Source organism: Alistipes sp. DJF_B185 (assembly GCF_964250025.1).
Taxonomy (GTDB): Bacteria; Bacteroidota; Bacteroidia; order Bacteroidales; family Rikenellaceae; genus Alistipes; species Alistipes finegoldii.
In genome coordinates, this window is the sequence record NZ_CAXUDY010000008.1 from 54,407 (window position 1) to 71,524 (window position 17,118).

A 17,118-nucleotide genomic window follows, 5' to 3' on the forward strand; every position below is an offset into this window, starting at 1 on the left:
CGCCTGCGAGGACTTCCTGACGCGCGACACCTACGACCAGATCGGCAGCGACGAATTCTGAAAATCGGAGACCGATCTGGAGCTATATGCCAACGGATTCATCCAGAAGATGATCCCCGGCGACGGAACCATCACGCGCGGCGACATCGACGCCGACTACTGCGCCGTGGACATCGCCACCGACCTGCTGCGTCCCGACGGCAACGTCTCGCCCGACAATCAGGGCGGCTGGACCGAAAGCAGCTGGACCAACCTGCGCCGCGTAAACTACATGCTCGACAACATGCACCGCTGCCGGGGCCGCGTAAGCGACGAGGTCTACAACCATTACGAAGGCGTGGCCCGCTTCTGGCGCGCATGGTTCTACTACGACAAGGTGCGGACCTTCGGCGCCGTGCCTTGGTACGACTTCACGATCTCGGCCAGCGACAAGGAGGCTCTGACCAAACCCCGCGACAGCCGCGAATACGTCATGGACAAAGTGCTCGAAGACCTCACCTTCGCCAGCACCTACTGCCTTGCCGACGCCAAGTACACGAAAGGCTCGGCCCTGATCAACAAGTGGGTGGCGCTGGCCTTCAAGTCGCGCGTATGTCTCTACGAAGGCACCTTCCGCAAGTACCATTCGCGTGAGCCGTCGTCCGACAAGCCGTGGCAGAACGACGTCTACAACGCCGATAACAAGTTCCTGCGCGAAGCCGCCGCGGCAGCCAAGGAGATCATGGACAAAGGTCCCTTCTCGCTCGTGACGGGCGACGTGAAGACCGCCTACCGCTCGCTGTTCACCAGCGCCGGGCTGCTGACCCAAGAGGTGATCTTCGGCCGCGAATACAGCAAGGAGCTTTCGGCCTTCCACGAAACCAGCTGGTATTACTATTCGCCGACCTACGGCACCAAGATCGCCATGACCAAGAAGTTCATGAACACCTACCTCACGACCAAGGGCACGCCCTTCACCGACATCGACGGCTATAAGACCATCGACTTCATCCACGAATTCGACGGCCGCGACGCCCGCATGGCGCAGACGGTCATCAGCCCCTCGTACCAGATGAAGATCAGCGGCCGCACGGTGCCCTATTCGCCCAACTGGAAGGTGACCCGCACGGGCTACCATCCGATCAAGTGGTCGATCGACGACGATGCCGACAACGTGCTTTCGAAGGCGGCCAGCTGGAACTCGCTGCCGATCATCCGTTACGCCGAGGTGCTGCTCAACTATGCCGAAGCCAAGGCCGAGCTGGGCGAAATGGACGCCGCCGTCTGGGATCAGACCATCGCGCCGCTGCGCAGCCGCGCCGGCGTGACGTCGGTCATCCCCGCCAAGGCCGATCCCTACATGGAGGCTTATTTCCTCAATACGGTGACCGACAAATGGATTCTCGAAGTGCGCCGCGAACGGGGCATCGAGCTTTGTCTCGAAATGGGTCTCCGCTGGGACGACGACATGCGCTGGCACATGGGCGACCTGCTGACGAGCGACAACAACCCGTGGACGGGCATCTACATCGGCAGCACGAGCTATACCTACGACTACACGGGTCTCAGCACCGACGACAACGGCGATCCCGTGCCCGACTTCTACATCCGTCCGGGCGAGGACACCGAACATTCGATCGCCATTTCGAATACGGGCGCCAACCAGACCTTCTCGCTCAACGGCGAGGGCAACATCGTCTGGGAATACCGGCGCGTGTGGAGCGAGAAGAAGTACCTGCGTCCGATTCCGCTGACGGCGATCACGCGCAACCCCAATCTCGAACAGAACGCGCTCTGGAAGTAAGAGGACAATAAAAACGACAAGATATGAAGACAAGAATCATGTTATTCTGCTGCATGGCGGCCACGCTTCTGCTGGCGTGCAGCAACGACAAATCGGACGGCGAGGGCCGCGAACCCGGCGTCGAGACCGAGCTCAACGGCACGCAGCTCGGCGAGGGCACGACCCTCTACGGACTGGTGACCGACACGTCGGGCAACCCCGTACGGGGCGTGGTGGTGTCGGACGGCTACAACTGCGTAGAGACCGACGCCAACGGCGTCTATCAGATGATCCGCTACAAGAAGGCGCGCTTCGTCTGGTACAGCACGCCGGCCGGGTACGAAATCAACACCTCGGCGGACAACTATCCGCTGTACTATGCCGAAATCGTCCACAAGAACATCGCCGACCGCCACGACTTCGTGCTCAAGCCGCTGGCGGCTCCCGAAACCGACTTCACGCTGCTTTGCATCGCTGACCCGCAGTGCGCCAGCACGGCCGACATCAGCCGTTACGTCAACGAGACCATCCCCGACATCGAGGCGACGGTCGAAACGTTCAAGGCCAAAGGGCGCGCCGTGTACGGCATCACGCTCGGCGACATCGTCTTCGACACGCCCGACTTGTGGAGCAACATGAAGGAGGCGATGGCCAACCGCAACCTGACGATCTTCCAGACCATCGGCAACCACGACCACCTGAAGACCGAGACTTCGGACGACAAGGCCGCCGCCAACTTCGAATCGCAGTTCGGACCGCGCAACTACTCGTTCAACCGCGGCAACGCCCACATCGTCTCGATGGACAACGTCTTCTACGTCGGCGGCAGCACCCCGTCGAGCAACTACAAGGGCGGCATCACCGACCAGCAGCTCGAATGGCTCCGTCAGGACCTGTCGCACGTGGCGAAGGACAAGCTGGTGATCTTCTGCGCCCACATGCCCTTCCGCGGCGGCACGAGCGAAACGGACGAAAGCCACATGAATCACGCCGGGGTGCTCGACCTGCTCTCGGAGTTCGCCGAAGCGCACATCATGATCGGGCACACGCACTACCAGCAGAAGTACATCCACACCCGCAACGGCAAGAAGATCTTCGAACACATCCACGGAGCGGCCTGCGGCGCGTGGTGGACCTCGACCCTCTGCGCCGACGGCACGCCGAACGGATACGGCGTGTATGAGATTTCGGGCAGCACCGTTCCCAACCAGTATTACAAAGCGACCAACAAGGCCGCCGACCACCAGATCCGCGCCTACTCGGCCAAGCAGGTGTTCGGCACCTCCGGCAGCACGACGTTCGGCTTCGCCGCCAACGCCTCGGCCATGAACGACGCGAAGTGCATCGTGGCCAACGTCTGGAATTCGGACACGGGCGGCGACTGGAAAGTGTCGCTCTGGCAGAACGGCGCGAAGGTGGGGGATATGACCCGCATTTCGACCTGCGACTACTGGGCCTACGCCTACCACGTGCTCTACTTCAGCAAGAGCGTGGGCAGCACGTGGGGCAAGAAGCTCGACCACTTCTATTACGGCAGGCTGACCTCCGGGACGCCCGAAACGGCCGATTTCGAGATCGTCGTCGAGGACGGCATGGGCAACACCTACCGCACGTCGAAACTTCAGACCGACTTCATCGGATTCTGATTCCGGCCTGCAAAAAGCGATGCCGCGCTCCTTCCGGGGCGCGGCATTCCTTTCATGCGGAAATCCGTCAGCGGAGTCCCAGCTTGTCCATCATCCTGAGGGGATAGTTCGTGATGCCGTAGACATCGCTGCGGATGCCCTGATACCACTGCATCTGCTCGTCGGTGTCGATCTGCCACAGGCTCAGCCGCACCTTGTTTTCGGGAAAGCTCTTGGCCCGCTTGGTGTCCAGCCCGAAATCGGCGAGCTTCATGTTGGCCCACGGAATGTCTCTGGCGATGAAGTCGCCCGGTTCGTAGGCCGCCGCTCCGTACGACACGGGCCACGCCGAGCGGACCGCGGGAATCACCTTGTCGCGTATGGCAAGACGGCCGACGATGAATCCCACGAAATTCTTGGCCCTCTTCTCGTGGACGATTTGCGCGGCGGCGATGCCGGTCCGGCTCGCTTCCGCATTGCCGCCCGCCTCGTCGCCGAGCGTCTTGACGTCGATCCACAACTGCGTGCAGCCGCCTTCGAGCACCACGTCGATGAACTCCTCCAGCAGCGGCAGTTTCTCGCCGTTGGCCAGCGTGCCCTTGGCGCACAGCTCGGCATAGGTGGCGTCCTTGAAGCAGGTGTTGCCGAGGTAATAATCGTCGTGGTAGACGACCACTTTGCCGTCTTTGGTCAGGTGGATGTCGCACTCCGAGGCGAAGAGCTTCATCTCGACGGCCTTTTTCAGCCCGGCGACGGAGTTCTGCGGAAATCCGGTCTCGGCATAACAGCCGCGGTGCGCCACGACCTTGTTATCGACGGGTTCGGGTTCGGGATAGACCGCCGGTTCGCCCGTCTGCTCCCACCACCAGTCGGGCAGCGGTTCGTAATCGTCGTCGGAGCATGCCGCCAGCCATACGCAGGCCGCACAGCACACCATCAGCAGATATTTCAGCTTTTTCATCGTTCTTGTCGTTTTTGGACCGGGGAGCGCCCTTCGGCGGGCCGCACCCCGGTCGGTTGATTACTTCTTGACTTTGTAGTTTTTCACGCAGCGGATGCCCACAGCCGGGTTGCCGGCGTCGAGGTTGTCGTTGAACCAGTAGTTGCTCGTCGCCTTGACGTTGTTCAGACGCCACGTCTTCTTGGCCGAGGAGCCAATCAGCGGCACCCACGAATGGGCCGTGTCGCCGTACTGCCCGTAGCCGTTCTTGTTGAGCCGCCATCCGGTCGGATAGAGGTTGAAGTCGAAGGCGTCGGCGGCACGGGCGGGAGTGCTCGTCCAGCCCTCCTGCGCGCGGAGCCACGGAGCCACGTTGTTGGCGTTGGTGGCGACGAGTTTGGCGATGGTCAGCATCTCCTCCCGGACGGGATAGGTCCCATCGCCGCGCGAAGCTTCGAGCGCAGCATAGGCCAGGTCGTACCAGTCGCGGAAGTTGGCGATATGCCAGCCGTAGGGGCAGATGCCCTGAATCTGGGCCGAGAGCGCCGGATTTTCGGCGAAGAACCGCTCGTCGTCGGTCACGGCTTTCATCTCCGCGGACTTGAAGACGCGCGCCGTGATCTGCGTGCCGACGGCATCGACGAATGTCGAACCGACATTGTAGGCCGAAGGCCATTCGATCGAGGTGATGCCGCGGCCCAATCCGCCGGCGGGCGTGCCCAGCAGGATTTCATCGAGCGTATAGAGACGTCCGTGACGGTCCGTGACGGCCTGATCGCCCTTGACCGATCCGCCGCTCTCCTCTTCGTCGTAGGCGGGATTGCGCTCGATGTAGGGGTCTTGGGGATCGTAGCCGCCCGACGTCGCCGAGCCGGAATAGGCCGGCACCAGACGCGACCCCAGTTTCATCGCGCCGATCTCCGGACCGCCGTTCCAGTTCAGGTTGCGGGTCATCCATATCTTCACGCCGCCGTCCTTGGTCCGGAACGCCTTCGACGGGCAGGCGGCCGCCGCGTCGTCGGGCATGCAGTTGGCGATCGCTATGCGCGACAGGGTGTAGGTCATCGCATTGAGGTCGATGGTCAGCGTACGCATGCCGTCGATGTCGATCGCAGGCCCCGCGGGAACCGCATCCGCCGCCGAATTGAGCGTGACGATCCGCCCGTCGGCCGCAAGCGCGTAAGCGGGGTAGTAATCGGCGCGCAGCACGGTGTTGACGCGGATTTCGGGTGCATTCCCGGCGGTGAAATAGGCGTCGAAGCGGTAGACGCCCGTCTCGGACTTGGTCATGCGCCGGGCGAGTTCGAACCGGTCGTAATCGAACAGCGACGCACCCCAGACATAGCAGTAGAGGTCTTTGGCCAGCTGCGTGACAGGAATCTTCGCCGTAGCGGCGCTCGTCTCCTCGCTGCCGACCGTGATATAGACGTTGGCCGTGCGCGGCTGCTCCTCGTCGTCCCACGGCGCGGCCGTGAAGCGGATCACATTGCCGCCCAAGTCCTCCCACGAAATCCAGTCGGCGTCCTCGTCTCTGGAGACCGCATAGACGTCGCCCATGTTGGTCGTGAAGCTGACATCGACCGGGACGATCTCGTCGACGTTGAACTCGATCTGCTTCGGGTCCACCGTGACTTCGGCGTCGGGGTAGACGCCCGTCTGCACGACCCGGAGCGTCTCCTGCGTACCGTCGGCCGCCGTCAGGGTAACGGTCGCCGTGCGTTTGTAGGCCGTATTTTCGGTCGCGGTGATCCGGAATCCGCGGTGCGTGACGCCGTCGGCGTCGGTGACGCTGCACTCCGTCAGCGTGCACCACGTTTCGGTTTTGTCCGTCTCGGCGCTCCATGCCATCGACCTGCGTGCCTTGGGGTTGAGCGTGACGATGACGTTCTGTCCCTGATCCTCCTCGGCATTCCGCCCGGCGTTGTCGAGGGTCACGACTTCGGGCGAGAAGGCGATGCGTGTGGCCTGCACGTTGTTGTCCATGTCGTCGGTGTCCGCCAGCGGATTGCAGGCGCATGCGAGGGCCGCGGCGACGAGCGCAATATAACAGTTGATTTTCATTGTCGTTCGTTTTTCGGGTTATGTATCAATACCAGCCCTCCGTCTGTTTGAGCTTGGAATTCTTGATGATGGACTCCTGCGTGATGGGCCACAGGAGAATGTTGGCGTTGCTTTCGCGCTTGTCGGCGACATCCTTGTTGTAGTCCCAGACCGCGTCCAGACGGATCAGCGTCCACCACGTGCGCCCTTCGCCGACCAGCTCTTTGAGGCTCTCCTCGACGATGGCCCGTTTTACGGCCGCGTCGCTCTGATCGGTGTAGTGGGCGGCGTTGCCGTAGGCGCGCTTGGTGATTTCGCCCAGCGCCGTCAGCGCCCCGCCGTAGTCCTTCCGGTAGTATTTGATCTCGGCATCCATCAGGAAGGCCTCGGCATAGCGGTAGAGGATGAAGTCGGAGTCGAAAATGCGCGCGCCGCTTATCATCTGCCCGACGCCCTTTTCGGTCCACTCGATCGACTTGATCGTCGTGCCGTAGTCGGCCCTGTTGTAGGTCAGCTTCGTGCGCGTATCGCCCTCGACCGAGGTCAGCAGCGCCTTGTAGCGGTCGGTATACCACCACCACTGGTTGCCGCCGGTGATGGGCACCGGATTGTTCTGGTAGGCCGCTTCGACGTAGTTGCTGTTCCAGCCGAGGTAATACCCCGGTCCGTTGACGGCTTCGCCGTTGGCCTGATGGACGGCGAAGATCACCTCCTTGTTGAGCTTGTTGGCCGAGGAGAAGACCTGAGCGTAGTCGCTTTCCAGACGCGACGCCGAGAGGTTCAGCGCCTCGATGGCCTTCTCGGCCATGGTGAGGTACGACGAACCGCCTCCGGCGACGCGGTACATCCACAGCGCGTAGTCAGCCTTGAGCATCTGCACCGCGGCGGGCGTGGCTACGGCCTTGTCCGAATTGTCGGTCACGTACCGCTCGGCTTCGGTCAGGTCGCTTTCGATCCGGGCGAAGATCTCGGCCTTCGGCGCGCGGGGCAGGTAGAGGTCGCCGGCCGTGGATTCGTACCCCGTAAGGGCCAGCGGAGCGTCGCCCCAGATGCGTGCGATCCAGAAATAGCACCATGCGCGGGAGAAATAGGCGTTGCCCAGACTGAAATTGCGGACCGATTCCGAAATTCCCATCTCCGGCACGTGCTTGAGAATCAGGTTGGCCTGATTGACGGTCTTATACATGACGCTCCAGTCGGCATAGGCGTTGCTCGAAGACATGGTGCTGGTGCGCACCTGCGTCTGGTCCACGCCCGACAGCGTTTTGTTCGTGCCCGCGCCCCAGAGACCATTGCGAAATTCACCCCAGCAGAGGTAGATGTCGTGTACGCTCTTGAGCGCGTCGCGCATGTAGAGGTAGATGCCGTAGGTCGCCGTCTCGGCGTCGCTTTCGTCGATCCACATGTTGCTGGCCGAGAGCTTGTTGTCCTGCATGATATCGAGGTCGCCGTGGCAGCCGCTCATCGTGCACGCCGCAGCCAGCAGGGCAGTCAGTATCTTTTTGCATTTCATGGTTTGGTAGTTTTAAGGGGTTAGAACGTGAATTTGGCGCTGAACAGGATCTTGCGCGCGGGCGGATAGGGGCTGAAACCCGTAGCATAGGTCGAAGCCGAATTGTAGAGTCCCCCGGTGGTCGCCGCTTCGGGCGATACGCCGTGCACGGCCGTCCAGTAGTAGAGCGTGTTGCCCGAAACGGTCAGGGTCACGTCCTTCATGCCCAGCCGGCTCGTCCAGCGCACGGGAAGCTTGTACGAAAGCGAGATGTCGCGGATGCAGAGGTAGTCGCCCTTCTCGACGAAGACGTCCGACATGCGCGAGAAGTTGCGGTTGCCCCAGTCGGGGTCGTTGGCCGTGAAACGGGCGTACTTGGTCTTGTCGCCCGGCTGCGACCAGCACTGCTTCACGTCGTTCACCAAGTTCCAGTTGCAGTTGCCCATCGTCGCCATGAAGTAGCGCATCTGCATTTCGTTCTGGATCGAGTGGCCCAGCGCATAGTCCATGTAGATATTCAGCGACCAGTTCCGGTACCGGAAAGTATTGCCGATGCCGCCGGTCGAGTGGGGCGTGGCGTAGCCGAGCAGGAACTGGTCCTCCTCGTTGATGATGTCCCGGCCGTCGCGCTGCGTCGATCCCGCGCGGTTGACCCATTCGTAGTCGCCGATGTCCTTGCGTCCGGCGATCTGCCTGCGGTCCGAGCGGCGGTATCCGCGCGACGAAGCGTCGTACATCGCCGCATCGGCGTCGGCCTGCGTCTCGATGATGTGATCGACCTTGTAACCGTAGATGCGGCCCATGCGCTCGCCCTCGGCGATGCCCCCGAACTGGCTGCCGTCGCCGATGGTGATGCCGTCCATGCGGTTGCGCACGTTGCCGTTGTCGGGCAGCTTCAGCACCTTGTTCATGTTGAAGTTATAGGTGAAGTCGGTGGTCCACGTGAAGTCGCCGCGGCTGATGTTGACCGACGAAATCGCCAGATCGACGCCGTAGAAGCGGACCTTGCCCACGTTGGAGACCACCGAACCGTAACCGGTGGTGTTGGGCAGCGTCACGTCGAACAGCAGGTTGCGCGTCACTTTGTCGTAATAGTCGAAACTCACGCGCACCCGGTCGTCGGCCAGCCCCATGTCCAGACCGGCATTGACCTGCGTCGTGGATTCCCATGTCAGGTTGCTGTTCGGCATTTCGCCGGTCGTGGTGGTGGACATGCCGTTGTACTGGTACGCCGAGTTGTAACTGCCGTAGGTGTCGTAAAGCCCGATGCCGTTGTTGCCCGTCAGACCGTAGCTGGCCCTCAGTTTGAGCGAGCTGACCACCTTGTTCCGCGGCCAGAACGCCTCCTCGTCCACGATCCAGCCGGCCGAAGCCGCCGGGAAGTAACCCCAGCGGTTGCCCGCGGCGAATTTCGACGAGCCGTCGGCGCGCATGGTGAACGACAGCAGGTATTTCTCGCGGAAGTTGTAGTTGACACGTCCGAAGTAGGAGATCAGCACCTCGTCGGTCCGCGTGCTGGTCGGGTAGTTGGTGATGTTGGAGGTCCCGACGTTCAGCGTCGGAATCTTGTCCGATGCCGCCCCCTGCACGCGCGCGTCGATGCTGTTGTTCTTGTCCTTCATGTAGTCGTAACCGGCCACCACGTCGATGTTGTGGTCTTCGGCGAAGGTTTTCTTCCAGTTCAGGTAGGTCTGGAAGTCCATGCGGTTGGTCTCCGTGAAGGCCTCTTTCGTGGGCCGGATGTTGGTGCCCGTCGTGGGGTTGTTCTTCACGAAGAAGTGGCTGCGCGAATGGCGGTTGTGGTTCGAGAACTGGGCCACGGCGCGCAGGCCGTCCACGATCGCCCATTCGAGGTTGATGTTCACGCTCGACCGCTTGGTCGTCTCGCCCGTATCGCTGTAGTAATAGTTGTAGTAGGCGGCGGGCAGCGTGGTGTTGTTCGGCCCCATGGCGGGCGTTCCGGCCAAATCCTCCCCGGCTTCGGCGTCGTACCAGTCGCGGTGGGTGGCGGGTACCGAAAGGCCGCGGATCACCGAATTGCGCTTGTTGAGCGCCCCTCCGTCGAGCATCTGCCGCTCGATCTGCGAATAGTCGAAGGTCGTGGTCGCCGTCAGGCGTCTGGTCACCTTGAACGAGGTGTTGCCATGGAAGGTGAAGCGGGAGAATCCGGTGGCCATGCCGATGCCGCCGTCGTCCGTATAACCCGCCGACGCGGCATACCGGATGTTCTCGCCGCCGCCGTTCACGCCGATATAGTAGTTCTGCCAGAAGGCGTCGTCGAACCACTGGCTCTGCTGGTCGTTGTCTTGGAAAACGATGATCTTGCCGGGGTTCACCGGGTCTTCGATCCATTTGTAGCCTTTCGGCAGCGATTCGCCCGGATTGAGGTAGCGCGTCGTCCAGCGCGAAGCGGCGCTGTTGCCGGCTCCCGCCGATTCGGCGCCGTCAAGAATGCTGAGCGGGTCCGCGCCGCCGCAGTAGCCTTCGGCGATCGCCGGGCGCAGCGTGAGCAGGTAATCCCGGCCGTTCATCAGATCGAACTTCGTGGCCGGACTCTCATAGGCCCACTGCCCCTCGAAAACGATCTGCGGTCCCTTGTGGGGCGCGCCCTTCTTGGTGGTGATGAGAATCACGCCGTTCGATGCGCGTGAACCGTAGATACCGGCCGACGCGGCGTCCTTGAGCACCTCGATCGACTCGATGTCGTTCGGGTTCAGGCCCGCCATTTCGCGTACGGCGCCGTCCACCAGCACGATCGGATCGTTGGAGTTGTTGATCGACGAACCGCCGCGAATCAGGAATTTCGGCGCCGAACCCGGCGTAGCGTCGGTCGTGGCGACCTGCAAGCCGGCGATACGGCCTTTCATACCGTCCCCGACGAGGTTCACGGGCATGCTTTCGAGGGTTTTGCCGTCCATTTTCGAGATCGCCGAAGTCACGGTCTTGCGCGTCTGCGTGCCGTATCCCACGACCACGACCTCCTCCAGCACCGACTGGTCCTCCTGCATCGTGACGTCGATCACCGAACGGCTGCCGACCGGCTCTTCGCGTTCCGTGTAACCGATGTACGAGAAGAGCAGGACCGCGCCGGGCTCCGCCTCGACCGAATAGGTGCCGTCGGCCCCGGTGGTCGTGCCGCGCGTGGAGTCCTTCACCAGCACCGTGGCGCCGACCAGCGGGCTTCCCGCCGCGTCGCAGACACGGCCCGTCACGCTGTTCTTCCGCTGCGGCTCCGCAGTGCGGTCGTATGTCAGCACGACCGTGCGGTCCACGATTTTGTAGCGGAATCCCCGTTTGGTGAATACGTTATTCAGAATCCGCTCCAGCGGGGCGTTGCTCTCGCGTACCGACACGTCGCCCATCGGCATGGACGCCAGCGCCGATTCGTAGGAGAAAAGCACGCCCGTCTGCTTGGTGAAAGCGTCCGTAAAAGTCTGTAGGGTAGCGGACTTGACCGTTAGGTCCACATCGTGGTTTTTCCGGAAAGGGGAGCCTCCGTCGTCTTCGGCATAGGCCCTCAGGCTCAAGCCGGTAAACAAAAGAAGCATCGCCACTCCCCAACGGAAGATGGAATTTTTCTTCATGATTTTAAGGTTTGCGAAAAAGGTTAATTTGGGTGAAAAGCCCCGTCCGCGGCGGCCGTCCGCGGACGGGACAGGGGATAGCTATTTACCGCGCACGACCTCGCAGCGCTGTCCGGTCATGAATTCGACGATGTCGATGACCTCTTCGAGCGAGTTGGTGCGCAGGTAGTTGATGTCGTATCGTTTCCGGTTGTCGGGATCGGCTATGCGTATCCGCACGCCGTAATTCGATTCGATGCGGGCGATGATTTCGCCGATCGTGGCGTTCTTCATCGCCACGAGGTTGTAACGCTCCGTCACGAAATGCTCGGCGTAGATCTCTTCCACCTCGATGTCGTCCTTCGCGGCGTCGAACACGGCCCGCTGGTTGGGATGGAGCCGCACGAGATTATAGCCTTCGGGGGTCTGCAGGCGCACCGAACCGCGTTCGAGCACCACTTCGGTCAGCGGATCGGCGGCATGCGCCCTGACGTTGAACGCCGTGCCCAGCACCCGCACCGACAGGTTTTCGGTCTTCACCACGAAGGGATGCGCTTCGTCGTGCGCCACGTCGAAGTAGGCTTCGCCGTCGATGCGCACGATACGCTCCTCCGACCCCGCGCCGACCGCATATTGCAGTTCGGTCCCGTCCTGCATCCACACCTGCGTGCCGTCTTCGAGACGCAGGGCCGCAATTTCGCCGCTTTCATTCAGATAAGTACGGAACAACTCGTCCCCCGGCGTACCGATGCTGGCGAACCACGCCGCGGTTACGGCGACGGCGACCACCGCCACTGCGGCCGCAGCCAACGCCCAGCGGCGCCATGCGGGACGCCGCCGCTTCACCTCGCGGCGCATCGCTTCGTCGGCGTCGATCCGCGCGTTGAGCCGGCGCATCATGGCGTCGCAGCGCTCGCCGAGCTGTTTGGACGAAAGGGTTTTGTGGGCGCTCCAGATCGCGGCGATCTCGAAATAGAAGGTGCGGTGCTCCTCCCGTTCTTCGAGCCATGCGTAAAGCCGCCGCTCTTCGGCCTCGGTCGTTTCGTGATTCAGGTGCTTGTATAATACAGAATCGATGCTGTACAATACGGTGTCGTCGGTGTGTGCCAATGCGTATCTTTTTTAGGTGCTTGCATAATAACATACAGGCACCCCGGAGAAAATACCTACTCGGTACGGCAAATTTTTTCCTATCGCATGAACAGCAGGGCGAGCAGCAACAGCAGCTGCTCCTTGGAGAGCTTCCGGCGCAGTTGTTTGAGCGCCGCATACATATGATTCTCGACCGTACTTTGCGAGATGCCGAGCCGTTCGCTGATCTCGCGGTTCGAAAGGTCTTCGAGGTAGCTCAGTTTGAATACCTCGCGGCATTTGGGCGGCAGCGACTCGATCGCCGCGTCGAGACTCGCGCGCAGGTCGTCGGAATAGAGCTTACGGATGATCGGACTGTTGTCGGGCGCATAGTAGGCGCTGCCCATCGAGGCGATCCGCTCCTGATAGTAGGCGCGGTAATCGCCGGCGCGCCTGTTCTTGTCCAGATAGTTGAGCGCGCGGTTGTAAACCGAACGCAGCAGATATTTATACAGGGAGTTCGAATCGTCCAGCGCCGCGCGGTTCTGCCACACGTTGTAAAAGACGTCCTGCACCACGTCCTCGGCCCAGTCGTCCTTCATGAAAAGGCGGGCGTAGGAGACCAGCATGGCATAGTACCGGCCGCAAAGTTCGTCGAAAGCCTTGCGGTCGCCGTTGCGGATCCGTGTCGTAAGCAGAATTTTCTCCATCGGACAATCTGATTCGCCACAAAAGTAAACATTCTGAATTTATGAAACAATCCCCCGTGTTATTTTTAATTTTTTTGTAATTCCGTTAGGTGGTTTCGTCCGATCGGTTGTATTTAATATGTCACAACCGAACTACACGACCGATGGGAAAAAACCTCTTTCCGGCGCCGGACGCCGCAGCGCAGTCCCCGGCAGCCATACTCCGGCAGTACGGCGGCGTTTGCACGCACGACGGCACCTGCCGCCGCGCCTTCCCATCCCCGGCGCAGACACATCATGCGATTCTGGTAATCATCAATCATAGATAGAATGAAAAAAGCTATTCAATTCGGAGCGGGCAACATCGGACGCGGATTCATCGGCGCCGTGCTGGAAAAGGCGGGCTACCATGTGGTGTTCGCCGATGTGAACGAACAGGTCGTGGACCGGATCAACCGGGACAAGGGCTACACGGTGCAGATCATGGACACCGTATGCGAGGAGGTGCGCATCACCGACATTTCGGCCGTGGATTCGCGGAGTCCCGAACTCGCGCAGCAAATCGCCGAAGCGGAGATCGTCACCACGGCCGTCGGCCTTACGATCCTGCCCCGCATCGCAGGAGCCATCGCCGCGGGCATCGAGGCCCGCAGGGAGCAGGGCGTCGAGCAGCCGCTCAACGTCATCGCCTGCGAAAACGGCGTCCGCGCCACTTCGCAGCTCAAAGCCGCGGTGCTGACGCACCTCGACGCCGCCGGACAGGCCTACTGCGAGCAGTGCGTCGGCTTCCCCGACTGTTCGGTGGACCGCATCGTACCGCCCGTCAAGAGCGAAAACCCGATCGACGTGGTCGTCGAACGCTTCTTCGAATGGAACGTCGAGCGCGCCGCATTCAAGGGCGCCGTACCCGAAATCCCCGGCATGAATCCGGCCGACAACCTGATCGCCTACATCGAGCGCAAGCTCTTCACGCTCAACACGGGCCACGCCATTACGGCCTATCTGGGCCGCATGAAGGGCTACATGACCATCTGCCAGAGCATTTCCGACGAGCAGATCCACGCCGTCGTCAAAGCCGCCATGCGCGAGAGCGGGCGGGGACTGGTGGCGCGTTACGGCTTCGACCGCGACGCCCACTTCGCCTATATCGACAAGATCATCGGCCGCTTTACGAACCCCTACCTCTGCGACGACGTGACCCGCGTGGGCCGCGAACCGCTCCGCAAGCTTTCGGCGGGCGACCGGCTCGTAAAACCGGTCCTCACGGCCCGTCAGTACGGCATCGGCACGCCCAACCTGCTGCTGGGCATCGGCGCGGCCCTGCACTACGACAATCCGGAGGACCCGCAGAGCGTGGAGATGATCGCCATGACCGCACGGCTCGGCGCGGCGGCGGCCGTAGCCGAAATCGCGGAACTGCCCGCCGGCGATCCGCTGCCCGCGCTCGCCGCGCAGGCGTACGCCGAAGTAGAACGAATCATCCGCTAATCCCCGCCTGCGACATGAAAAACACGAAACTGCTACTGCTGGCCGCATGCTGCGCCGCAATCATGCCCGCCTGCGCCCAAGCCCCCCGGCTGCACACCGTGAAGATCGATTCGATCGAGGAGCTGCAGGCCTATTTCACCTACGATCCCGCGCGCGACGTGATCGTCAGCGGCCACCGTGGCGGCATGATGCCCGGCTATCCCGAAAACTGCATCGAGTCGTGCGAAAAGACGCTGTCGCTGATGCCTACCTTCTTCGAAATCGACTTCAGCTTCACCAAGGACAGCGTCATGGTGCTCATGCACGACCTGACGATCGACCGCACGACCACGGGCAAGGGCCTCGTCGCCGACTACACCTACGACGAACTGCGCCGCCTGAACCTCGTGGACCGCGACGGCAAAGTCACGCCCTACAGGATTCCGCGCCTGAAGGATGTGCTGGAGTGGGGCAAGGACAAGGTGGTCTTCAACTTCGACAACAAGTACATCAACACCAAAGGCGTGAGCGACGAGGTGCGCCGCGCGAGTCTCGACTACTATATCAGGCAGCTCCGGCCCGGCGGCGAGTGGTCCATGTACCACAACATCATGCTGAGCGTCCGCTCGATCGAAGAGGCGCTCTACTACTGGAACCACGGCATCCGCAACGTCATGTTCTGCGTCGAAATCAGTTCGATGGAGCACTTCCGGGCGTACGAGGCTTCGCCCATTCCGTGGAAATACATCATGGCCTATATCCGTCTGGCGGTCAATCCCGAACTCCAACAGGTCTACGATCTGCTGCACGCCGAGGGCGTGATGACGATGACCTCGATCACCGGATCGTCCGACAAGGTGAAGAATCCCCACGACCGCCGCGTGGCCTACATGCGCGAACTGCTGGCCGAACCCGACATCATCGAGACCGACTGTCCCTCCGAATTCATCGGCCTGCCGTGGTCGCGCGACGCGATCCACGCCCTGCAGGACGCCGCCATACGCGGCAACAGAACCACCACCGACCTGAAGTAAAACCCGAACCAACCTGAATAAATGTCTGCAAAACAACTCAATCCGGCATATGCCGGCATGACCGACCAACAGGTCAAACGTTTCAAATACTGGGAATTCCGCACCATGGCGATGTGCATCTTCGGTTACGCGCTCTTCTATTTCGTGCGCAAGAACCTGAGTATCGCCATGCCGTATCTCAACGAGGAGATGGGCATTTCGAAATCCGACCTCGGCCTCTTCCTCACGCTCCACGGACTGATCTACGGACTCTCGAAGTTCGTCAACGGCATCTGGGGCGACCGCAGCAACGCACGCTACTTTCTGGTCACGGGACTCGTTTTCTGCGGCATCTGCAACCTGCTCTTCGGATTCAGCTCCTCGGTGCTGGCGCTGGGCATCTTCTGGATTCTCAACGGCTGGTTCCAAGGCATGGGCGTCCCGCCCTGCACGCGGCTGATGACCCACTGGATCGTCCCCGAACGGCTGGCGACCAAGATGTCGGTCTGGAACACCTCGCACTCGATCGGCGCCGGACTGGCCATCATCTTCTGCGGCTATGTCGTCAGCCTGAACTGGGGCGCATGGTTCGACGCTTCGTCGATGCTCTCGCAGCACTGGCGCTGGTGCTTCCTGCTCCCGGCGACGATCGCCCTGCTGGGCGCGGCCGTCGTCTGGGCCTTCGTCCGCGACACGCCCTCGTCGGTGGGCCTTCCCGAACTCAAGACCGGCAAAACGGCCGAAAAACCGCAGTCCAAAGCGGAGGAGAAGGCCGAATACAAGGCCTTCCTGCGCCGCAAGGTCTTCCTGAATCCGACGATCTGGATCATCGCCGTGGGCAACTTCTTCGTCTACATCGTGCGCTTCGCCGTGCTGGACTGGGGACCGACGATGCTCAAGGAGCACCTGCACATGGACATCAGCCATGCGGGCTGGACCGTCGCGGCGTTCGAAATTGCCGGTATCGCGGGCATGCTGGCCGCAGGCTGGGCCACCGACCGTTTCTTCGGCGGCCGTGCGCCCCGCACGTGCGTCATCTGCATGCTGATGGCCGCCGTGTGTCTGGTGGGACTCTATTCGCTCAACGAGCATACGCCGCTGATCGTGGCCGTTGCGATTCTGATGGCCGCCGGATTCTTCATCTACGGCCCGCAGGCGCTGGTCGGCATCGCCGCGGCCAATATCGCCACCAAGCGCGCCGCCGCTACGGCAGGCGGTTTCTGCGGGCTGTTCGGCTACGGCAGCACGATCGTTTCGGGCTGGGGACTCGGCATGCTGGTGCAGTACACCGACTGGAGCATCGCGCTCTATACGCTGGTGGGCATGGCGCTCGTCGGCACGGCGATCTTCGCCGCCGCATGGAAAGCCAAACCCAACGGCTACGACGACTGACACGAGGTTTTAGGTTAATGATAATGTGTGAGCGAAATCCCCGCAGCCGTACGCGGCTGCGGGG

General features: G+C 61.6%; 11 protein-coding genes. 5 read left to right on the forward strand and 6 right to left on the reverse strand.

From position 1 onward, the window contains the following. Positions 1-109 precede the first annotated feature (109 nt). Together ACESTR_RS11470 and ACESTR_RS11475 are read left to right on the forward strand one after the other, a co-directional pair. A complete protein-coding gene (locus tag ACESTR_RS11470) occupies positions 110-1,783 on the forward strand; it encodes a RagB/SusD family nutrient uptake outer membrane protein (protein ID WP_373179302.1) in 1,674 nt (557 codons plus the stop codon). 23 nt (positions 1,784-1,806) lie between these two features. Further along, positions 1,807-3,408 (forward strand): calcineurin-like phosphoesterase C-terminal domain-containing protein, encoded by a 1,602-nt coding sequence (locus ACESTR_RS11475; protein ID WP_130062743.1) that lies wholly within the window; start codon positions 1,807-1,809, stop codon positions 3,406-3,408. Positions 3,409-3,475: 67 nt separating this feature from the next. Here the strand turns inward: ACESTR_RS11475 and ACESTR_RS11480 are convergent, their stop codons facing one another. The 6 genes from ACESTR_RS11480 to ACESTR_RS11505 form a co-directional block, all read right to left on the reverse strand. Then, complete coding sequence (locus tag ACESTR_RS11480; protein WP_278432904.1) at positions 3,476-4,348, reverse strand: glycerophosphodiester phosphodiesterase; 873 nt, start codon at positions 4,346-4,348, stop codon at positions 3,476-3,478. Positions 4,349-4,408: 60 nt separating this feature from the next. After that, the gene (locus ACESTR_RS11485; RefSeq protein ID WP_373179303.1) at positions 4,409-6,388 is read right to left on the reverse strand and encodes a BACON domain-containing protein; all 1,980 of its coding nucleotides are present in this window, start codon (positions 6,386-6,388) and stop codon (positions 4,409-4,411) included. Between the two features lie 25 nt (positions 6,389-6,413). Further along, positions 6,414-7,880 (reverse strand): RagB/SusD family nutrient uptake outer membrane protein, encoded by a 1,467-nt coding sequence (locus ACESTR_RS11490; RefSeq protein ID WP_373179304.1) that lies wholly within the window; start codon positions 7,878-7,880, stop codon positions 6,414-6,416. Positions 7,881-7,900: 20 nt separating this feature from the next. Next, positions 7,901-11,443, reverse strand: a complete 3,543-nt coding sequence (locus ACESTR_RS11495) for a SusC/RagA family TonB-linked outer membrane protein (RefSeq protein WP_022044603.1) — start codon at positions 11,441-11,443, stop codon at positions 7,901-7,903. Positions 11,444-11,524: 81 nt separating this feature from the next. Then, a complete protein-coding gene (locus tag ACESTR_RS11500; RefSeq protein WP_244076667.1) occupies positions 11,525-12,532 on the reverse strand; it encodes a FecR family protein in 1,008 nt (335 codons plus the stop codon). A gap of 80 nt (positions 12,533-12,612) precedes the next feature. Next, the gene (locus ACESTR_RS11505) at positions 12,613-13,203 is read right to left on the reverse strand and encodes an RNA polymerase sigma-70 factor (protein WP_244076668.1); all 591 of its coding nucleotides are present in this window, start codon (positions 13,201-13,203) and stop codon (positions 12,613-12,615) included. Between the two features lie 309 nt (positions 13,204-13,512). Between ACESTR_RS11505 and ACESTR_RS11510 the strand changes: the two genes are divergently transcribed. Genes ACESTR_RS11510 through ACESTR_RS11520 form a run of 3 tightly spaced genes read left to right on the forward strand, consistent with a single transcriptional unit; the run spans position 13,513 to position 17,054 of the window. After that, positions 13,513-14,670, forward strand: coding sequence for a mannitol-1-phosphate 5-dehydrogenase (locus tag ACESTR_RS11510; RefSeq protein ID WP_278713704.1), 1,158 nt, complete (start codon positions 13,513-13,515; stop codon positions 14,668-14,670). Between the two features lie 14 nt (positions 14,671-14,684). After that, positions 14,685-15,683 (forward strand): glycerophosphodiester phosphodiesterase family protein, encoded by a 999-nt coding sequence (locus ACESTR_RS11515; RefSeq protein ID WP_130062746.1) that lies wholly within the window; start codon positions 14,685-14,687, stop codon positions 15,681-15,683. A gap of 21 nt (positions 15,684-15,704) precedes the next feature. Beyond that, positions 15,705-17,054, forward strand: a complete 1,350-nt coding sequence (locus tag ACESTR_RS11520; RefSeq protein WP_009599005.1) for an MFS transporter — start codon at positions 15,705-15,707, stop codon at positions 17,052-17,054. Positions 17,055-17,118: the final 64 nt, after the last annotated feature.